Origin of the sequence: Kitasatospora sp. NPDC004723 (assembly GCF_040609255.1) — a bacterium.
Lineage (GTDB): Bacteria > Actinomycetota > Actinomycetes > Streptomycetales > Streptomycetaceae > Kitasatospora.
In genome coordinates this window covers 132,064-148,692 of record NZ_JBEXJT010000006.1, presented here as the reverse complement: position 1 = coordinate 148,692, position 16,629 = coordinate 132,064, and the positions used below count along the sequence as shown (strand labels likewise).

Annotated in this window: 19 protein-coding genes; 13 read left to right on the top strand and 6 right to left on the bottom strand. The window is 72.2% G+C overall.

The annotated features are described in order from the left end of the window. Positions 1–73 precede the first annotated feature (73 nt). The 5 genes from ABZW10_RS10175 to ABZW10_RS10155 all read left to right on the top strand — a co-directional run bounded on the left by ABZW10_RS10175 (position 74) and on the right by ABZW10_RS10155 (position 1,733). Positions 74–592 (top strand): ferredoxin, encoded by a 519-nt coding sequence (locus tag ABZW10_RS10175; protein ID WP_355362379.1) that lies wholly within the window; start codon positions 74–76, stop codon positions 590–592. A gap of 45 nt (positions 593–637) precedes the next feature. Next, positions 638–790, top strand: coding sequence for a hypothetical protein (locus ABZW10_RS10170; RefSeq protein WP_355362377.1), 153 nt, complete (start codon positions 638–640; stop codon positions 788–790). Between the two features lie 110 nt (positions 791–900). Beyond that, positions 901–1,131: an antitoxin gene (locus ABZW10_RS10165; protein WP_355362375.1), complete on the top strand. Its 231-nt coding sequence runs from the start codon at positions 901–903 to the stop codon at positions 1,129–1,131. Continuing rightward, the gene (locus ABZW10_RS10160; protein WP_355362373.1) at positions 1,128–1,535 is read left to right on the top strand and encodes a type II toxin-antitoxin system VapC family toxin; all 408 of its coding nucleotides are present in this window, start codon (positions 1,128–1,130) and stop codon (positions 1,533–1,535) included. The genes ABZW10_RS10165 and ABZW10_RS10160 overlap by 4 nt, the downstream gene beginning before the upstream one ends. A 45-nt stretch (positions 1,536–1,580) precedes the next feature. Further along, positions 1,581–1,733: a thiamine biosynthesis protein ThiC gene (locus ABZW10_RS10155; protein ID WP_355362371.1), complete on the top strand. Its 153-nt coding sequence runs from the start codon at positions 1,581–1,583 to the stop codon at positions 1,731–1,733. Positions 1,734–1,791: 58 nt separating this feature from the next. Here the strand turns inward: ABZW10_RS10155 and ABZW10_RS10150 are convergent, their stop codons facing one another. Further along, entirely contained in the window at positions 1,792–3,084 is a 1,293-nt protein-coding gene (locus ABZW10_RS10150) for an MFS transporter (protein ID WP_355362369.1), read from the bottom strand. A 103-nt stretch (positions 3,085–3,187) separates the two neighbouring features. On the opposite strand from ABZW10_RS10150, the gene ABZW10_RS10145 reads away from it, so the two are divergent. Continuing rightward, on the top strand, positions 3,188–4,198 hold the full coding sequence (locus ABZW10_RS10145; RefSeq protein WP_355362367.1) for a DUF5937 family protein: 1,011 nt from the start codon (positions 3,188–3,190) through the stop codon (positions 4,196–4,198). 136 nt (positions 4,199–4,334) lie between these two features. On the opposite strand, the gene ABZW10_RS10140 is transcribed toward ABZW10_RS10145, so the two are convergent. Beyond that, a complete protein-coding gene (locus tag ABZW10_RS10140) occupies positions 4,335–4,691 on the bottom strand; it encodes a VOC family protein (protein ID WP_355362365.1) in 357 nt (118 codons plus the stop codon). A gap of 113 nt (positions 4,692–4,804) precedes the next feature. Between ABZW10_RS10140 and ABZW10_RS10135 the strand changes: the two genes are divergently transcribed. Continuing rightward, entirely contained in the window at positions 4,805–5,590 is a 786-nt protein-coding gene (locus tag ABZW10_RS10135) for an AraC family transcriptional regulator (RefSeq protein ID WP_355362363.1), read from the top strand. Positions 5,591–5,648: 58 nt separating this feature from the next. Here the strand turns inward: ABZW10_RS10135 and ABZW10_RS10130 are convergent, their stop codons facing one another. Together ABZW10_RS10130 and ABZW10_RS10125 are read right to left on the bottom strand one after the other, a co-directional pair. Next, positions 5,649–6,074: a nuclear transport factor 2 family protein gene (locus ABZW10_RS10130; protein ID WP_355362361.1), complete on the bottom strand. Its 426-nt coding sequence runs from the start codon at positions 6,072–6,074 to the stop codon at positions 5,649–5,651. Positions 6,075–6,229: 155 nt separating this feature from the next. Continuing rightward, positions 6,230–6,625, bottom strand: coding sequence for a VOC family protein (locus ABZW10_RS10125; protein WP_355362359.1), 396 nt, complete (start codon positions 6,623–6,625; stop codon positions 6,230–6,232). A gap of 219 nt (positions 6,626–6,844) precedes the next feature. Between ABZW10_RS10125 and ABZW10_RS10120 the strand changes: the two genes are divergently transcribed. Next, a complete protein-coding gene (locus ABZW10_RS10120) occupies positions 6,845–8,152 on the top strand; it encodes a hypothetical protein (RefSeq protein ID WP_355362357.1) in 1,308 nt (435 codons plus the stop codon). A gap of 118 nt (positions 8,153–8,270) precedes the next feature. Here the strand turns inward: ABZW10_RS10120 and ABZW10_RS10115 are convergent, their stop codons facing one another. Further along, the gene (locus ABZW10_RS10115; protein WP_355362355.1) at positions 8,271–9,404 is read right to left on the bottom strand and encodes a metallophosphoesterase; all 1,134 of its coding nucleotides are present in this window, start codon (positions 9,402–9,404) and stop codon (positions 8,271–8,273) included. A 148-nt stretch (positions 9,405–9,552) separates the two neighbouring features. Then, complete coding sequence (locus tag ABZW10_RS10110) at positions 9,553–10,710, bottom strand: LacI family DNA-binding transcriptional regulator (protein WP_078879728.1); 1,158 nt, start codon at positions 10,708–10,710, stop codon at positions 9,553–9,555. Between the two features lie 333 nt (positions 10,711–11,043). On the opposite strand from ABZW10_RS10110, the gene hisC reads away from it, so the two are divergent. The 5 genes from hisC to ABZW10_RS10085 all read left to right on the top strand — a co-directional run bounded on the left by hisC (position 11,044) and on the right by ABZW10_RS10085 (position 16,624). Beyond that, the gene (hisC, locus tag ABZW10_RS10105) at positions 11,044–12,114 is read left to right on the top strand and encodes a histidinol-phosphate transaminase (protein WP_355362352.1); all 1,071 of its coding nucleotides are present in this window, start codon (positions 11,044–11,046) and stop codon (positions 12,112–12,114) included. Between the two features lie 332 nt (positions 12,115–12,446). Continuing rightward, positions 12,447–13,976 carry a biotin/lipoyl-binding protein gene (locus ABZW10_RS10100; protein ID WP_355362350.1) on the top strand — a complete coding sequence of 510 codons (1,530 nt, stop codon included), beginning with the start codon at positions 12,447–12,449 and terminating at the stop codon, positions 13,974–13,976. Then, entirely contained in the window at positions 13,976–14,800 is an 825-nt protein-coding gene (locus ABZW10_RS10095; protein WP_355362348.1) for an ABC transporter ATP-binding protein, read from the top strand. The genes ABZW10_RS10100 and ABZW10_RS10095 overlap by 1 nt, the downstream gene beginning before the upstream one ends. Further along, positions 14,797–16,008 carry an ABC transporter permease gene (locus ABZW10_RS10090; RefSeq protein WP_355362346.1) on the top strand — a complete coding sequence of 404 codons (1,212 nt, stop codon included), beginning with the start codon at positions 14,797–14,799 and terminating at the stop codon, positions 16,006–16,008. Before ABZW10_RS10095 ends, ABZW10_RS10090 begins: the two co-directional genes overlap by 4 nt. Positions 16,009–16,024: 16 nt before the next feature. Next, positions 16,025–16,624, top strand: coding sequence for a hypothetical protein (locus ABZW10_RS10085; protein WP_355362344.1), 600 nt, complete (start codon positions 16,025–16,027; stop codon positions 16,622–16,624). Positions 16,625–16,629: the final 5 nt, after the last annotated feature.

Here is a 16,629-nt window from a genome sequence, read left to right as displayed (position 1 = left end):
GGTCGACCCCGGGGCGGCGCTCGGCTCCGGAGTCCCCGGTGGCTGATGGAAGGCGTCGTCCTATGCTCGGCCCGTGACGCTCTACTTCGACCCGGGTCCGGTACTCGGCGAGGACCGTGAAGCATTCCGAGGCCGCTGGGAGGACCGCCTCTGGCCGAATGTTCCCGGGCCCTTCTACGGAGGCGAGACCGACACCTGCCGAACAGGCCGGATCTCCGCGCCCCAGCACGTCCTCTACGGGGGCGAGCACCTGACCGAGTACGTCTACCGCCAGCCCCGGACCCCGGCGGAGGTCGCTCGGCTGGTCGAAGCGGCCGACTGCGACCCGTTCCTCGGCTACGGCTGTGACGGGGACGCGCACTGGACGCCGGAGGCGGTCCGGGAGTGGTGGCGTGACCGCGGTCGGATCACGCAGTACCTTTCCGAGCACGACTGGGACGGCATCGACTGGGCCCGGCAGGAATTACGAGCCGCCGTCCGGGACTACGAGTCCTACATTGCCGGTGGCCTCGCGATGGACCTGCGGATCTACCTCTACTGGCTGGAGGAAGGCAGGTCTCCCGCCCCCGACGACCAACTGCCCCAGCTGTAGTTGACAACGCTCTGATGTGGTGGCTTCGGGCTGATGTTGTCGTCGATGAAGATCAGTCAGAAGATCCGCGACGAGCACGGCGACGGCTCCACCGCTGTCTCCAGTGAGTTCGACGCGAACGCCCTGGCCGGCATGGCCGAGAAGTCCGCCGAATTCGCAGCCCAGGGCAACCGGGTCTACCTGCCGCTGGCGGACTGACGCTCCTGCCCATGGACGAGCCCTCTCCCGGATGCCGGGGGAGGGCTCGTCGTTTGATCGAGCCGACATCGATGCCTGCATTTTGCAGCGAATGATGCTAGAGTGCAGATATGACAGCGCTCACCATCCGGGATGTCCCGGACGATCAGATCCAGACTCTGAAGGTCCGCGCCGCCCAGGCCGGCAAGTCGCTCCAGGCATTCATGCAAGACCTGATCGCAAGAGAAGCGTCTAAGCCCACGATGGCGGAGATGATGGAGCGGCTGAACCGGGAGACCACCGCTCGCATCAGCACCGCCGACATCGTCTCTGCCATCGACGAGGGGCGAGCCGGGCGTTGATCGTTATCGACTGTTCCGCTCTGGTTCTGGTCCTCACAGCCCACAGCCCCGATGGAGAACTCATCCGGAGCCGTGTGGCCGAGGCAGGGGACGTCTACGCTCCCACCCTCCTGGACTACGAGATCCAGTCGGCCCTGCTCGGCATGCAGCGTGGCGGCAAGCTGACCGAGAAGGAGGTGGAAAGGGCGGTCGTCGCATACCGGATGCTTCCCATCGCCAAGCGGGAGACGCTTCCGTTCTGGGACAGAGTGAAGAAGCTGCACGCGAACCTCAGCGCCTACGATGCCCAGTACGTCGCCCTGGCGGAAGCCCTCGGCGTACCGCTGATCACCAGCGACGCGAGGATCAAGCGCAGCGGGGCGGCAAAGTGCGACATCGAGGTCTTCGCCTCGATCCGCCCTTAGCCGGCGCAGCGCGTCCCCGTGGTGCCTTCGCCGAAGTTCTCCTCGATGAAGATCTCCCAGAAGATCCGCGACGAGCGCGGCGACGGCTCCACCGCCGTCGAGTCCGGCTACGACGCCGAGGCCGAGGCCGGCATGCAGGCTATGTCCGAGGAGTTCGCGGCCCAGGGCAACCGGGTGTATCTGCCGCTGGCGGACTGACCGCGGTCCGAGCGCCGCCCCGAGGCGATCGGGGCGGCGCTTCGTCGTGGTCACCCGTTCACCGCAGGGCGCCGGGACCGGAGAGTTCGCGCCGGGTGCGCAGCGGTGAGAAGAAGATCGGTACCCAGACCGTGGCCAGCCCGGCCGCGCCGACCCACAGGGCGGTGCGGACCGAGGCGAGTTCGCCCAGCAGACCGGCCAGGGCGGCGCCGACGGCGAGTGAGCCGGTCAGGACGACCCGCATGGTGGCGTTCATCCGGCCGAGCAGGTGGTCCGGTGTCACGCTCTGGCGGAAGCTGACCGTGATCACGTTGTCGATGCCGACCTTGCACGTGGTGATCAGCCAGGCCGCCGCGGCGAGCCAGAGCGCCGGGCCGCGATCGGCCAGCGCCAGCAGGACGCCGAACGGCGCGACGGCCAGGCCCATCAGCCACAGCACCCGACCCGCGCCGAGTCGGCGAGCCAGCCGGCGGGCCGACTGCGAACCGATGAACACACCGAGGCCACCGACCGCGAAGTACAGGCCGATGACACCGTCGGAGAGGCCGAGTTCACGGGTGAACAGCACCGGCAGCATGGTCTGGCAGAGCTGGATGGACAGGTTGGCGCAGGCTCCGGCGAGCGCGACGGCCCGGAGGGTCGGGTTGCCGAACACGAAGCGCAGGCCCTCCCGGATCTCGCCGCCGAGGCGGGCGTCGCGCCGGGGCTGCGGTTGCGGCTCCGTCCGGCGGATGCGCAGCAGGAGGATCGCCGACCCCAGGTAACTGGCCGCGTCGACCACGACCGCTGTGGGAGCGGACAGCAGCGCCACCAGGAAGCCGCCCACGCTCCGCCCGCCGATCTGGGTGATGGCGTCCACCGTCACCAGGTGGGCGTTGGCCCGGGTGAGCCGGTCCCGCCCCACCAGGTCGGGCAGTTGGCTCATCGTGGCCACGTCGAAGAAGACGGTGGCCACGCCCGCCAGCAGGACCACCAGGTAGAGCTGGTGGATCGTCAGGCAGTCGAGCAGCCAGGCGGCCGGCACCGACCCGAGGAGCGCGAACCTGGCCAGGTCGGCGGCGATCATCACGGGTCGCTTGCGGATCCGGTCCACCCAGGCTCCGGCCGGCAGACCGATCAGGAGGAAGGCGAGGGTGCTCAGCGCCGCCAGCAGGCCGACCTGTCCGGCCGAGCTGTGCAGGGCCAGGACGGCGGTCAGCGGGATCGCCAAGGAGCTGACCGCGGTGCCGAGTTTGCTCACCGCGGCGGCGCCGACGAGCAGGCGGAAGTCGGGGCTCCGGAGGACCGAAGGATGCGGATCGGGCGTGGGAGCGGCCGTGTCCGGCCCGTGGGCGATCTCATTGCTGGTCATGGAGCGAGGTTCCTGCCGCGCCGCCCGGCGGGCGAGGAATTTAGGCTGGGCTGAATCCTGACCCGCCGGCCGCCGGGTCTTCCGCCGCAGAGGGGGCTGCACCGTGCTGGACCTGGCGTTCTCCGTCCGTGACCTGGCCCGCACCCGGTTCGCTCTGTCGCCGCTGTGGGAGGTGGTGGCCAGTGTCAGGGTGCTGAAGCATCCGGCCGAGCACCCGCTGCACCGCCCGTGGACCGATCAGGCCCGTCGCCGGTTGGCCGCCTCGGAGCTGGACTGGCGCCTGCTCGCCGATCTGGTCCCGGACCCGCCCCGGTCGATCCCGGTCTTCATCGCACCACCACCGACAACCTCGGTCGCCGACCTGGGACTTGAGCTTGCCGTTCTGCGCGCGACGCCACCCGAGAAGGTCCGGTCCGGCCTCAGCGGCCAACGCGCGCCGCGCTCCGAGCGGATCGATCGGCTGCGCGGCGATCCGCGCCGCGGTCTCGGCGAACTCGCCGAACTGGTGGAGAGCTACTGGGAGATCGCACTCGCGCCGCACTGGCCCCGGATGCGCTCCCTCCTGGAGGGCGACGTGCTGCACCGGGCCAGGCTGTTCGCCGAGCACGGAGCGGATCAGCTGCTGGGCGACCTGGCGTCCGACGTGGCCTGGGACGAGGACACCCTGTACGTCGGGCACCACCATGTCCGCGGCAGCCGGCAACTCGGCGGGCGCGGGCTGCTCCTCGTTCCGTCGGTGTTCGTCTGGCCCCGGGTCTTCTCCGTCGTCAGCCCGAACTGGCAGCCCACCCTGCGCTATCCGCCGCGCGGCGTAGCCACGCTCTGGGAACGGCGATCCGCCGTCCCGCAGGCACTGGCAGCGGTCATCGGCCGGTCCAGGGCCCGCCTGCTGGCCGGACTCGACACCCCCGCCTCGACGACCGACCTGGCCCACCGCACCGGGATCACCGCCGGAGGAGTCTCCCAACACCTGACCGCTCTGCGCACTGCCGGCCTGGTCGACGCACACCGCAGCGGCCGGTACGTGCTGTACGTCCGCACGGAGGCGGCGGAAGTCCTGGTGGCCGCTGCGCAGGCCCGGCGCGACGAGGCGGACGTGCCGCCTTCCGGCTGAGACTCTCCGCGACGGAGATCGGTCGGAAGACCCCCGCTCGCCGACTGACGCACCACCTTCGGCGCGCCGCCCCGAGATGGTTCCGGTCCCGGGGCGGCGCTCGGTCGTCGCGTCAGCCGGTCGGGGCCGAGGCGGGTCAGACCGAGGTGAGGCAGAACAGGTGTCCCTCGGGGTCGGCGAGAACGGTCCACTGGCCTTCGCCGGGCTGGAACTCGGGCAGGGTCGCTCCCGCCGAGAGCAGTTCCTTGACCGTGACCTCCAGGTCGGCGGTCGTGAAGTCGAGGTGGGCGTGCTTGGCGGTGTCGGGCCAGCCCGGTCCCCGGTAGCCGGCGACCCGCTGGAAGGCCAGCTGGATCGGCCCCTGGCCCAGCTGGACGAAGTCGTCGTCGGCCTGGGCGATCTCCCAGCCGGTGACCTTCCGGTAGAAGTCGGCGAGTGCCCGGGGATCGGCGCAGTCGACGGTGATCGCGGCGAGTTCCGCGTGGACGGCCATGGGTGGCTCCCTTCGTGTCATCACGTGACCCCAAGCATTCGGGGCGGTGGCGCGGAAGGTCTTGAAGATCCTTGCGGGCCGTCCTGTCGTACCCGGCGCGTACCGTGCGCAGCATGCTGTCCGCCTCGACCCTCGCCGTCCGGCCCGAGTTCACCGTGACGGTGGTGGGGTGCCGTTCCGACCACGTCCGATGGTCGGAGCCGGAGCGGCGCGACGACCACCGCCTGGTGCTGGTACGGCGCGGCAGGTTCCGGCGATGGGCCGACGGCGCCGATGCCGATCTGGACCCGACCATGGCCTACCTGGGCGTGCCGGGCGAGGAGGAACGCTTCGCGCACCCGGCCGGTGGCGACGTCTGCACGTCGGTCGGCTTCGATCCCTCCCTCCTGGGGCGCCCGCTCGCCGCGACGACGCTGTACGTGGACGCGCGCGTCGATCTCGCCCACCGTCGTCTCGTCGCCGCCGCAGGCACCGGCGACATCGACTACGCGCTGTCGGAGGAGCTGCTGGGTCTTGTCGCCGTGGTGACCGGCGAGCCGACCGTACGCCCCGGACCGGCCGACCGGGCGTTGGTGGCCGCGGCACGTGAGGCGATCAACGAGGAGGCTCCGGAGGCCGGGCGACTCTGTGATCTGGCCGCGCTGCTGAAGGTGTCGCCCTACCGGCTGAGCCGGCTGTTCTCACGGGAGATGGGCGTCTCGCTGACCCGCTACCGCAACCGCGTACGGGTCACCCGGGCCATGGACCGACTCGCCGAGGGCGCACCCGCTCTCGCCGACCTCGCCGCACAGCTCGGCTTCGCCGACCAGGCCCACCTGACCCGCACCATCCGCGAGCACGTGGGACACACCCCCACCGCCCTGCGCCGGCTGCTGGTCCCCGGTTCGCCCGTGCCATGAGAGCCGAGGGGACGAGCGCCGCCCCGAAGGCCTCGGGGCGGCGCTTCGCCGTTCCCGGTCACTGCTCGGCGGGGCCGAAGACCATGCGGTGGCCGCGTGCGGTGTCCATGTACTCGCGGACGCGGTGGATCAGGCCGTCGCGGAGCTCGAAGACGAGGCAGTAGTCGTTGGTGTAGCGGTTGCCGTTGGCGAGCGTCGCGGTCATGGTCTCCTCGACGACGACGCGGTCGCCGTCGACGTGGAAGCCACGGAACGTGACGTCGACGTCCCGGGCGAACAGCCGGCCGAAGTCCTCGGCGAGGAAGCGTGCGATCGCCTCTCTGCCGATCATGTGGCTGGGGCAGTCCAGCGCGACGGCCGTCGCGTTCCCGGCCGGTGCCAGCCACTCGGCGTCCTCGGTGAAGACGGCGGAGATCCTGTCCGCGTCGTGGCTGGCGAACGCCTTCCAGGCGTGCTGGACGATGTCGCGGCTGCGTTGTGACATGCCCGCGAGGCTAGGCGCGGGCAGGCCCCGGCACTGGCGGATTTCCGACGTCGTCATCCGGTACGGGTCCGGCCGGGCGACTGCCATATTCAAAGATGCTGTTGGCCTTATATAGCGGAGGAATAGATGAGCGTGTCCGCTGCGCCGCCGGTGGCCTAGCGGGTGGCGTCCTTGGGGTACCAGCGGAGTTCGACGGTGTTGCCGTCCGGGTCGCGGACGTAGACGGAGGTGGCGTTGCCGCGGGCGCCGTAGCGCTGGACCGGGCCCTCCAGGACGGTGAAGGTGCCGGCGTCGAGGACCTCCTGCCAGTCGAGCGGGTCGACGGTGAGGCAGATGTGGTCGACGTTGGACTCGCCGCGCGGTCGGACCGTCAGGTCGATGATCGTCTCGGGGGTGATCCGGATGGACGGGAAGGGGGCCTTTCCGTCCCGCCACTCGTCGACGCGGACCGGCTCCAGGCCGAGCAGGCCCTGGTAGAACGCCAGCGAACGTTCGATGTCGCGGACGTTGAGGACGAGGTGGTCGAGGGCCTTCACGCGGAGGGGGGTCATGGTGGCTCCAGTCGGGAGGGGCACGCTGTGGCGACACCTTCCACGATCCGTCGCGAGGCCGCCGCGATCAAGGCCGTATTTGTCGACTTGTATCGAATTTCTGCCGCGAATTAGTTGGTTGACATCCCGATCCGGTGATCGGATAGTCTGCGCCTCCGCGGTGGGGAAACCCCGCGCGGCCGCCGAATCTCGCGGCCATTTCGGACCATTGAGGTAAATGTGAGAATTCGCCATGCGCTCATGGCGGCGGCGCTGGTCGCGTCGCCGATCGCGCTGACCGCTCCCGCTGCCCAGGCTGCCGGCAACGACCCGGCCCACACCGTCCGGATGGACGGATTCGACTCCGTCGAGCCCGGTGGCGGCTGGTCCGAGGGGTCGGTGACGGTCAAGAACGACACCGACCGGCTCTCCGCCGACGAGCACGTGCTGGTCTACTTCGGCTCCCAGATGATCGGCCTGGACGAGATCGTCGCCGAGTACGCCGACGGGGCCTCCGGAGCGTGGCAGCCGGTCAAGCTGGTGGCCCAGGACCTGGGTGCGAAGACCGGCGGCCACGAGGGCACCGCCGCCGACCTCACCGGAGGCGCGGTCGAGGTGCAGCCGCACTCCGAGCGGACCTTCAAGCTGCGGTTCAAGCTGGTGCAGTCCGGCCAGGAGGGTCCGGCGACGGACTTCGGGGTGGAGGCCTTCATCGGTCTCGGGCTGGGGCCGGACGGCCAGGCGAAGGACGTGGTGGCGCGCACCGGCCGGGTGGCCAAGGTGAACGGCCTCACCACCACCATCGAGGGGCTGCCGAAGTCGATCCCCGCCGACGGCAGGCCGCACCCGTTCAAGGTCTCGATCAAGACCGCCAACAAGTTCGACTGGCACCTCACCACGGCCTCGTTCTTCCTGTGGGCGGGCCAGGGCGTCGGATCGATGGACGGTCCGGCGCGCTGCGACGCCGAGGTGGACGTCCAGGACCCCAAGGACGGCAGCTGGCACCGGGTGGACCTGGGCGCGGTCGGCATGGGCGACGGCACCGTCGACGTGGCGAAGTGGGCGACCGGCCCGGTCGACGACAAGGTGCTCAACGCCCGGATCACCCTGGGCAGGAACTTCAAGCTCGACCCCTCGGACCCGAGGCTCGGCTTCGGCTACTTCCCGGGCGCCGGCCCGATGCTCTTCTGGACCACCCAGCCGCTCGCCACGACCCCGGTCGACGGCGCGCCCGACTGCGTGAACCCGAACGCGCCGGTGCCGACCACCGCACCGAGTGCGACGCCGAGTGCGACGCCGAGCGCCACGCCGAGCAAGACCCCGACCGCCGTCCCGAGCACGGCCGCCACCGCGACCGCCTCGCCGACCGCCACCCCGTCGGTGGTCAAGGCCGCCGCCAAGCCCTCCCCGACAAAGACCGCCGCCGCCGCGCAGGGCGAGCTGGCCGACACCGGCTCCGACCCCGCCGTCCCGGCGGGCATCGCCGCCGCGCTGCTGGCGGTCGGTGCCGCCGCCGTCGCGCTGGCCCGCCGCGCTCGCCGCAGCTGACCCGCGCCGGCTGAACCGCTCCGGCCGACCCGCCCCGGAAGGTCCCCCCTTCCGGGGCGGGTCGCGTTCCGCTCCGCGCTGTGCGCCGCGTCCCGGCCGGTCCCGGTGGGCCCGTGGTTCAGATCGGCAGGCGGGAGACCAGCAGCCGGCCCTCCATCGTCACGCCGCCGTCCATGGCGACGGCCAGCTCGTCCGCGTACACGTACGGCCCCGGCACGTGCGGCGGCATGCCGTCGTCGGCGTGCACCGCGCCGGTGAGGTACGGGATCGGGCTGTGCCCGTGCACGACACGGGTCCCGCCGTAGGTGTCCAGCAGCTCGCGGACGGCCATCGGCCCGGCGTCGCCGCGGAAGGCGAACCGCTTGGTGAAGCGGCGGAAGCAGTCCCACCACTCGTCGACGCCCTCGTCCGCGAGCAGGACGTGCACGGCGTCGTTGACCTCGGCGATGGACTCGCCGTACTCCAGGTACGCGGTGGTGTCGGAGTGCAGCAGCAGGTGGCCGTCCTCCAGGGCGATCGCCGGGAGCCGGGAGAGCCAGCTGATGTGGTGCGCCTCCAGGCGGTCCAGGTCGCTCTGCTGGCCGCCATTGAGCCGCCAGGCGGCGAGGAAGGAGGCGGTGCCGGCGGTGGACTGGACCGGTTCGTCGCCGTACCGGGCGGCGCCGAGGAAGAGCAGTTCGTGATTGCCCATCAGGGCGCGGCAGTAGCCGCCGGCCGCGGCCGCCTCGGCGGCGAGCTGCATGACCAGGTCGATGACGCCGATGCCGTCCGGGCCGCGGTCGGTGAAGTCGCCGAGGAACCAGATCCGGGCGCGGCCGGCCGACCAGTGGCCGTCGGCGTCGATGATGCCCTGGTGGCGCAGCTCGGCGCGGAGCTCGTCGAGGTAGCCGTGCACGTCGCCGACCACGTAGAGCGGGCCGGGCGGCTCGCCGGGGCCGGGGGCCGGGTACGGGTGGTAGGGGACGCCGGGTTCGGCGAGCGGGGGGCCGAGCTCGATGGTCGGCGGGTCGTCGCTGCCGGAGGGGGCGTGCACGGTGTGGCCGTGCTCGGGGCCGGCGGCGGGCCAGTGCTGTTCGAGGTAGCGGGCGCCGCCGTAGCCGCTGTAGGTCTCGGCCTCGTACCCGCCTCCGGAGTAGTCGGCGACGGGTTCCGGTTCGTAGTAGGTGCCGTACGGCAGCACGTCGAGGTCCGGCTGGTGGCGGGGGCCTGGGTCCGGGTGTTCAGGCCCGGGGAAGCGGTCCTCGGGTGTCATTCGCCCATCATAGGAAGACCACTCTCCCGGCGTCGTCACCTGGTGGGTATCCAATCCTCCGGAGCGTCAGCCGGTCGGTCCGTCAGGTCCGATTTGTCCTGACTCGGTAGGGGGGGAGGGCCGCACGTGCGAGCCGTGCGGCCCGGGGTCACACCTCGCCCGGCGGGCGGGGCGGGCTGACCGTGGTGCGCGGGCTCCGCCGTTGGGAGGAGGCCCGGACGATGAGTTCGGTGGGCATCAGGGTGCCGGGCGGCGGGCCGGTGCCGGCGGTGCGGAAGCGGGGCGGGAAGAGCCGGGCGATGTCGACGCCGGTGCCGGAGTCCACCCCCTCGATGGCGTCGATCAGCAGGTTCACCACGGTGGTGCCGATCCGCCGGGGCTTGAGCGACAGGGTGGTGATGGGCGGCTCGGTGGTGGCGTAGACGTCGCTCTCGCTGCAGCAGACCAGCAGCAGGTCGTCGGGCACCCGCAGGCCGTAGCGGCGGGCGGCGGCGAGCAGGTCGGTGCCGTTGGGGTCGAAGAGGCCGTAGACGGCGTCCGGACGGTCGGGGCGGGCGAGCAGCCGGTCGGCGGCGACGGCGCCGGCGGCCGGGTCGTGCGCGGGGTAGGTCTCGTAGACCGGCTCCTGGCCGACCTTGGCGCACCAGCCGAGGTAGGCCTCGGTGGAGAGCCGGGTGTAGGTGTCGGTGCTGGTTCCGGTGAGCAGGCCGATCCGGCGGGCGCCGGCCTCGGAGAGGTGGTCGAGGATGCCGAGCACGGCGGCCTCGTGGTCGTTGTCGACCCAGGCGGTCACCGGGCAGTTGCCCGGCTTGCCGTCGCTGACCACCGGGACCCCGGACCGGTACAGCTCGCTGACCAGCGGGTCCTGGTCGGGCGGGTCGATCACCACCGTGCCGTCCAGGGCGATGTTGCCCCAGACGTCGTGCCGGGAGGAGGCGGGCAGCACCACCAGCGCGTAGCCGCGGCCCAGGGCGGCGCTGGTGGCGGCCCGGGCCATCTCGGCGAAGTAGGCGAACTCGGTGAAGGTGAACGGCTCTTCGCCGTAGGTGGTGACGGTCAGCCCGATCAGTCCGGAACGTCCGGTGCGCAGGGTTCGGGCGGCCGCCGAGGGGCGGTAGCCGAGGCGCTCGGCGACTTCGCGCACCCGGCTTCTGGTCTCGTCGGGCAGGCGGCCCTTCCCGTTCAGCGCGTCGGAGACGGTGGTGATCGACACTCCGGCGGCTGCTGCCACATCCCGGATGCCGGCCCGCTCCAGACGCCGTGAGGTGGTGGGTCGCCGACCGCTCTGGTTGGCTGCTGCTGTCATGGCGGACCGATCGTATGGCTCCTGACAAGGGTCTGTGACCGGCGCATTGGGAGCCTATGGAGATACGTTTCTCCATGAGTGAGCCCGTGCGCGCCCCTTCGATCCCCGTACGAAACCAGCCGGTTCACCTCTGACATGTGCCAAAGGAACCCGGCAGAATGGCTGATCTGCACCTGTAACCCGACCGGGCATCTCACTCCTACGGGTGAGCGCGGATCGGTATCGTTCAGGGCACCCGACCGGGGTGGACCGGGTGCGTTTCCGAATCCCGGACACGGCGGCGATCCCGCCCGTGACGGGCGAACGCAGCGGAAAGACAGAAGGAGACCGACCGTGACCGCAGCACAGGGCCCTCGCCTCAGGCCGACCCTGGACGGCATTCCCACGTACAAGCCGGGCAAGCCCGCCGGTGCCGACGCATACAAGCTGTCGTCCAACGAGAACCCCTACGAGCCGCTCCCCGGCGTCCTGGAGACGGCGGTCGCGGCGGCCGGCAAGCTCAACCGCTACCCGGACATGGCCGCCACCGAGCTGACCGCCGTGCTGGCCGAGCACTTCGGCGTACCGGCCGAGCACATCGCCACCGGCACCGGCTCGGTCGGCGTCGCCCAGTCGCTGATCCTGGCCACCGCCGGCCCCGGCGACGAGGTGATCTTCGCCTGGCGCTCCTTCGAGGCCTACCCGATCATCACCCAGATCGCCGGCGCGACCCCGGTCCCGGTGCCGCTCACCGCGGGCGGGGACCACGACCTGGACGCGATGCTCGCCGCGGTCACCGAGCGGACCCGGCTGATCTTCGTCTGCAACCCCAACAACCCCACCGGCAACGTGATCCACCGCGCCGAGCTGGAGCGCTTCCTGGATGCCGTCCCGTCCGACGTGCTGATCGTCGTCGACGAGGCGTACATCGAGTTCATCCGCGACCCCGAGGTGCCCAACGGCATCGACCTCTACCGCGACCGCCCGAACGTCTGCGTGCTGCGCACCTTCTCCAAGGCCTACGGCCTGGCCGGGATGCGGGTCGGCTTCGCCATCGCGCACGAGCCGGTCGCGGCCGCCCTGCGCAAGACCGCGGTGCCGTTCGGCGTCACCCAGCTCGCCCAGGACGCGGCCGTCGCCTCGCTGCGCGCCGAGGACGCCCTGATGGTGCGGGTGGACGCGCTGGTCGAGGAGCGGAACCGGGTGGTGGCCGGGCTGCGCGCCCAGGGCTGGGAGATCCCGGACTCGCAGGCCAACTTCGTCTGGCTCGAACTGGGCGAGCGCTCCGCGGAGTTCGCGGCGGCGTGCGCCGAGGCCGGGGTGATCGTCCGACCGTTCCCGGAGGGCGTGCGGATCTCCATCGGCGAGGTCGAGGGCAACTCGATCTTCCTCGCGGTGGCGGAGGCGTTCCGCAAGGAGCTGTAACCCCTTCTCCGATTCGCGGCGGAGCGGGAGGCCCGGTGGGGCCGCCCGCTCCGCCGCGGCGTTTCCGGGACGTCTTCCAGGACGTCTTCCGGGACGTCTTCCGGTGCGTCTCCCGGCGGGCCGTCCGGTTCGCCTTCCGGTTTCGCGGTGGATCAAGGAGTGCCGGGGGATCCCTGGGAGCCGGCTGGGAGAACGGTCAACGCTTCCCCGGGTGTCCGCCAAGCCGTCGGCCGGCACTGGGCGGAGCGTGACCATATGCCCGGTTCGGCCGGTCAGCCACCTCCCAGCCGGTGTCCAGGACGGTGCAAGAGCGCCCCGGGAAGCTGTCCGCCATGAAGGTGTTCCCGCGACGGCGAGGTGCCGTCCTCGTCAACTCCGCGCTCGGCGTGGCCCTGCTCGGTGCCGCCGCCCTGGCGTACACCGTGCTGGACGACGGCACCGGCACGGCGGCCGCCAAGGCGCCGGCCCGGACGGCCACCGTCACCAAGGGCACGGTCCTGGCCACGGTGTCCGGAACCGGCACCCTGGCGTCGCCCACCGACGCGGCCCAGGATTTCAGCACCGGAGGGCGGCTCACCGCCGTCGAGGTGGCCGTCGGTGACACGGTGACCAAGGGGCAGGTGCTCGCCACCGTCGACACCACCGCGACGCAGCAGCAGGTGGACGGCGCGCAGGCCGCGTTGAACACCGCCACCGTCAACCTGGCCAAGGCGCGCGCGGGGGTCACCACGACCACCGTCCAGCAGCTGCCGGCCAGGGCCAACGGCTCGTCCGGCGCGTCGGGATCCTCCGGCGCGGGCGGGTCGAGCGGCCGCGGGGCGGACGGGAGCAGCGCGTCCGCCCCGCAGGCCGACCCGTCGTCGGCGACCGCTCCCTCGGCGACGGCCGACCCGTCCGCGCAGACCAGCCCGGCCGCGCGGGCCACCGTCCCGGCGGCGCCGACGACCAGCGTTCCCGAGCCGCAGACCACCACCATCACCACCACCAAGGTCGACGACGCGGCGGTCGCCCAGGCCGAGCAGCAGCTCGCCACCGCGCAGACCAACCTCGCCAACGCCCAGGCGGCGCTGGCCGGCACCACGCTCACCGCCTCGGTGGACGGCACGGTCGCCTCGGTGGCGGGCCGGGTCGGCGACACTGTCGGATCGACCGGCGGCTCCTCGTCCTCCTCCGCGGGCGCCAAGTCGTCCACGGGCGCCTCCGCCGCCCCCAGCGGCTTCATCGTGCTGACCAACCCGACCGGGATGCAGGTCACCGCCAACTTCTCCGAGCTGGACTCGCTCAAGCTGAAGAAGGGCGAGGCCGCCACTGTCACGCTGAACGCGCAGTCCGACAGCAAGTTCAACGCCTCGGTGCTGTCGGTCAGCCCGCTGCCGGTGAGCGGCTCCGGCGGGGGCTCGGCCGCCGTCCAGTACGCGGCGACGCTGCAGCTCTCCGGGGACACCGGCAAGCTGCGCACCGGTCTGAGCGCGACCGTCTCGGTGGTCACCGGCGAGGCGGACGACGCCCTGTCGCTGCCGACCGCCGCGCTGTCCGGCACCGGCGCGAGCCGGACCGCCACCGTGGTGCACCCGGACGGCAGCACCGAGCGGGTCACCGTCGAGGTGGGCGTCGAGGGCGACAGCACCGTGCAGGTGGTCTCCGGGCTGGCCGAGGGCGACAAGGTCGAACTGGCCTCCACCAGCGGCTCGAACGGCTTCCCCAACGGCTCCTTCCCGGGCGTGAACGGCGGCCAGGGCGGCAACGGCAGCCGGGGAGGCGGCGCGGGAAGCGGCGGCGCGGGGGTGGCCGGGATCGGCGGTGCTGTCGGCGCCGCCGGAGGTGCCGGTGGCACGGGCGCCGGCCGGGGCGGTGGCCGCTGATGCCCCACCGCCTCCCCTCGCGCGCCGACGCCCCCGCCCACCCGCACCCCGTCGCGCCGGTCCCGGTGATCCGGATCCGCCGCCTCACCAAGTCCTACGGCCACGGCGACGCCACCGTGCACGCGCTGCGCGGCCCCGACGACCCGGCCACCGGCGCCCCGCTGGGCGTCGACCTGGACGTCGAGCAGGGCGACTACGTCGCCGTGATGGGCAGCTCCGGCTCCGGCAAGTCCACCCTGATGAACATCCTCGGCTGCCTCGACGTGCCGACCTCCGGCCGGTACCTGCTGGACGGCATCGACGTCGGCCACCTGGACGAGCAGCAGCTCGCGCTGGTCCGCAACCGCAAGATCGGCTTCGTCTTCCAGTCCTTCAACCTCGTCCCCCGCACCACCGCGCTGGCCCAGGTGGAGCTGCCGCTCGCCTACGCGGGCGTGCGGGCCGCCGAGCGCCGCCGCCGGGCACGCGCCGCGCTCTCCCTGGTCGGCCTCGCCGAGCGCTCCGGGCACCGGCCCAACGAGCTCTCCGGAGGCCAGCAGCAGCGCGTCGCGGTGGCCCGGGCACTGGTCACCGCGCCCGCGATGCTGCTCGCCGACGAGCCCACCGGAAACCTGGACAGCCGCTCCACCGAGGAGGTGCTCGCGCTCGTCGACGGCCTCAACGCCACCGGCCGCACGGTCGTGCTGATCACCCACGAGGACGAGGTCGCCCGGCACGCCAAGCGGGTGCTGCGGCTGGTCGACGGCGCGATCGTCGCCGACGTCCGGCAGGCCCCGGTGGACGGGCCGCCGCCCGCGCTGCTCCGGGCGGGGGTGCCGGCGTGATCCTCTGGCAGACGCTCCGCTTCGCCGCCGGCGGCCTGGCCGCCAACAAGGTGCGCTCCGCGCTCACCATGCTGGGGGTGCTGATCGGCGTGGCCTCGGTGATCCTGCTGCTGGCCGTCGGCAACGGCTCCTCGGTCGCGGTCAAGGAGTCGATCACCTCGCTCGGCACCAACGCGCTGACCGTGACCTCCGGGTCCGCCACCGGCGGCGCCCGCTCCGCCGGCACCGCCAGGAAGCTGACCGTGGCCGACGCCAGGGCCTTGGCCACCGAGGCGGACGCCAAGGCCGTCCGGTCGGTGGCGCCGGTGGTGACGGCGAGCGGCACCGCGCTGTACGGGGACATCTCCTACAGCCCCGGCTCGATCGTCGGCACCTACCCGGCGTACTTCGAGACCGCCAACCAGCGGATCGAGCACGGCGAGTACTTCACCCAGGACGACGTGCTGGCCTCCCGCAAGGTGGTGGTGCTCGGGGCGACCACCGCCAAGCAGCTGTTCGCCGGCACCGACCCGGTCGGCAGGTCGATCACCGTCGGCGGCACCCCGTTCACCGTGGTCGGCGTGCTGCGGGCCAAGGGCGGCACCGGCTTCACCGACCCGGACGACGTACTGATCGCCCCGCTGCCGACGGTGCAGAACGCCTTCACCGGCTTCGGCTCGGTCAACCAGATCCTGGTCCAGGCCGGTTCGGCGGACGACACGGCGGCGGCCCAGGCCGAGATCACCCGCGTCCTGCTCGCCGCGCACGCGATCACCGACCCGAGCCGGGCGGACTTCCGGATCAGCAGCCAGGCCTCGCTGCTCAGCACCCGCGAATCGACCACCAGGACCTTCACGGTGCTGCTCGGCGCGGTGGCCGCGATCTCGCTGCTGGTCGGCGGGATCGGCATCACCAACATCATGCTGGTCACGGTCACCGAGCGGACCAGGGAGATCGGCATCCGCAAGGCGCTGGGCGCCCCGCGCGGGGTGATCCTCGGGCAGTTCCTCACCGAGGCCACCCTGCTGTCGGTGGTCGGCGCCGGGCTGGGGGTGCTGGCCGGGATCGCCGGCGCGCACTTCAGGATCGTCGGCATCGAGCCGGTGGTGATCCCCGAGTCGGTGCTCGGGGCGTTCGGGATCGCCGTCGCCATCGGTCTGTTCTTCGGCAGCTACCCCGCCAACCGGGCCGCCTCGCTGCGCCCGATCGACGCCCTCCGCCACGAGTGAGCAAGGACCGCAGACCATGAGCAACGAGATCGAGCCGCGCACCCCCGCCGAGCAGGTCGCCCTGCTCTCCACCGCGCCGGACGCCCGGGACGTCACCGCCGAGCTGGCCGCGCCGCCGCGCCGCCGGCTGCCGTGGCTGTCGCTCGCCCTGGCCGGGGCGGTGATCGCCACGGCGGCGTTCGCCGGCGGTGTCCGGTACCAGAAGGACAACGGCTCCGACCGCGCGGCCGGGTCCGGGCGGACCACCGCCTCCGGCGCGCAGCAGCCGCGGGCGGGCGCGTCCGGCTACCCGGGCAACGGCAACGGCACCCGCCGCAACGGCCAGGGCGGCCAGGGCGGTCAGAACGGCACCCGGGGCACGGTCAAGGCCGTGGACGGCACCACCGTCTACCTCACCGACAGCAACGGCAACACGATCAAGGTGACCACCGGGGACGGCACCAAGGTGCAGCTCAACAAGGAGGGCAAGGTCGCCGACCTGCAGCCCGGCCAGAGCGTGACCGTGATGGGCACCCCCTCCGGCGACGGCGGCTACGCCGCGACCCAGCTCGTCGAGGGCACCACGGGCTTCGGCCCCGGCCCGGCCGCCGCCTCCCGCCCCGCCTCCACCGGCTGACCCGG

Coding starts and splice junctions, on each gene's coding strand:
- ABZW10_RS10170 (WP_355362377.1), top strand. CDS start 638: ATGAAGATCAGTCAGAAGATCCGCGACGAGCACGGCGACGGCTCCACC.
- ABZW10_RS10165 (WP_355362375.1), top strand. CDS start 901: ATGACAGCGCTCACCATCCGGGATGTCCCGGACGATCAGATCCAGACT.
- ABZW10_RS10155 (WP_355362371.1), top strand. CDS start 1,581: ATGAAGATCTCCCAGAAGATCCGCGACGAGCGCGGCGACGGCTCCACC.
- ABZW10_RS10150 (WP_355362369.1), bottom strand. CDS start 3,084: ATGACCAGCAATGAGATCGCCCACGGGCCGGACACGGCCGCTCCCACG.
- ABZW10_RS10140 (WP_355362365.1), bottom strand. CDS start 4,691: ATGGCCGTCCACGCGGAACTCGCCGCGATCACCGTCGACTGCGCCGAT.
- ABZW10_RS10135 (WP_355362363.1), top strand. CDS start 4,805: ATGCTGTCCGCCTCGACCCTCGCCGTCCGGCCCGAGTTCACCGTGACG.
- ABZW10_RS10130 (WP_355362361.1), bottom strand. CDS start 6,074: ATGTCACAACGCAGCCGCGACATCGTCCAGCACGCCTGGAAGGCGTTC.
- ABZW10_RS10125 (WP_355362359.1), bottom strand. CDS start 6,625: ATGACCCCCCTCCGCGTGAAGGCCCTCGACCACCTCGTCCTCAACGTC.
- ABZW10_RS10115 (WP_355362355.1), bottom strand. CDS start 9,404: ATGACACCCGAGGACCGCTTCCCCGGGCCTGAACACCCGGACCCAGGC.
- ABZW10_RS10110 (WP_078879728.1), bottom strand. CDS start 10,710: ATGACAGCAGCAGCCAACCAGAGCGGTCGGCGACCCACCACCTCACGG.
- ABZW10_RS10100 (WP_355362350.1), top strand. CDS start 12,447: ATGAAGGTGTTCCCGCGACGGCGAGGTGCCGTCCTCGTCAACTCCGCG.
- ABZW10_RS10095 (WP_355362348.1), top strand. CDS start 13,976: ATGCCCCACCGCCTCCCCTCGCGCGCCGACGCCCCCGCCCACCCGCAC.
- ABZW10_RS10085 (WP_355362344.1), top strand. CDS start 16,025: ATGAGCAACGAGATCGAGCCGCGCACCCCCGCCGAGCAGGTCGCCCTG.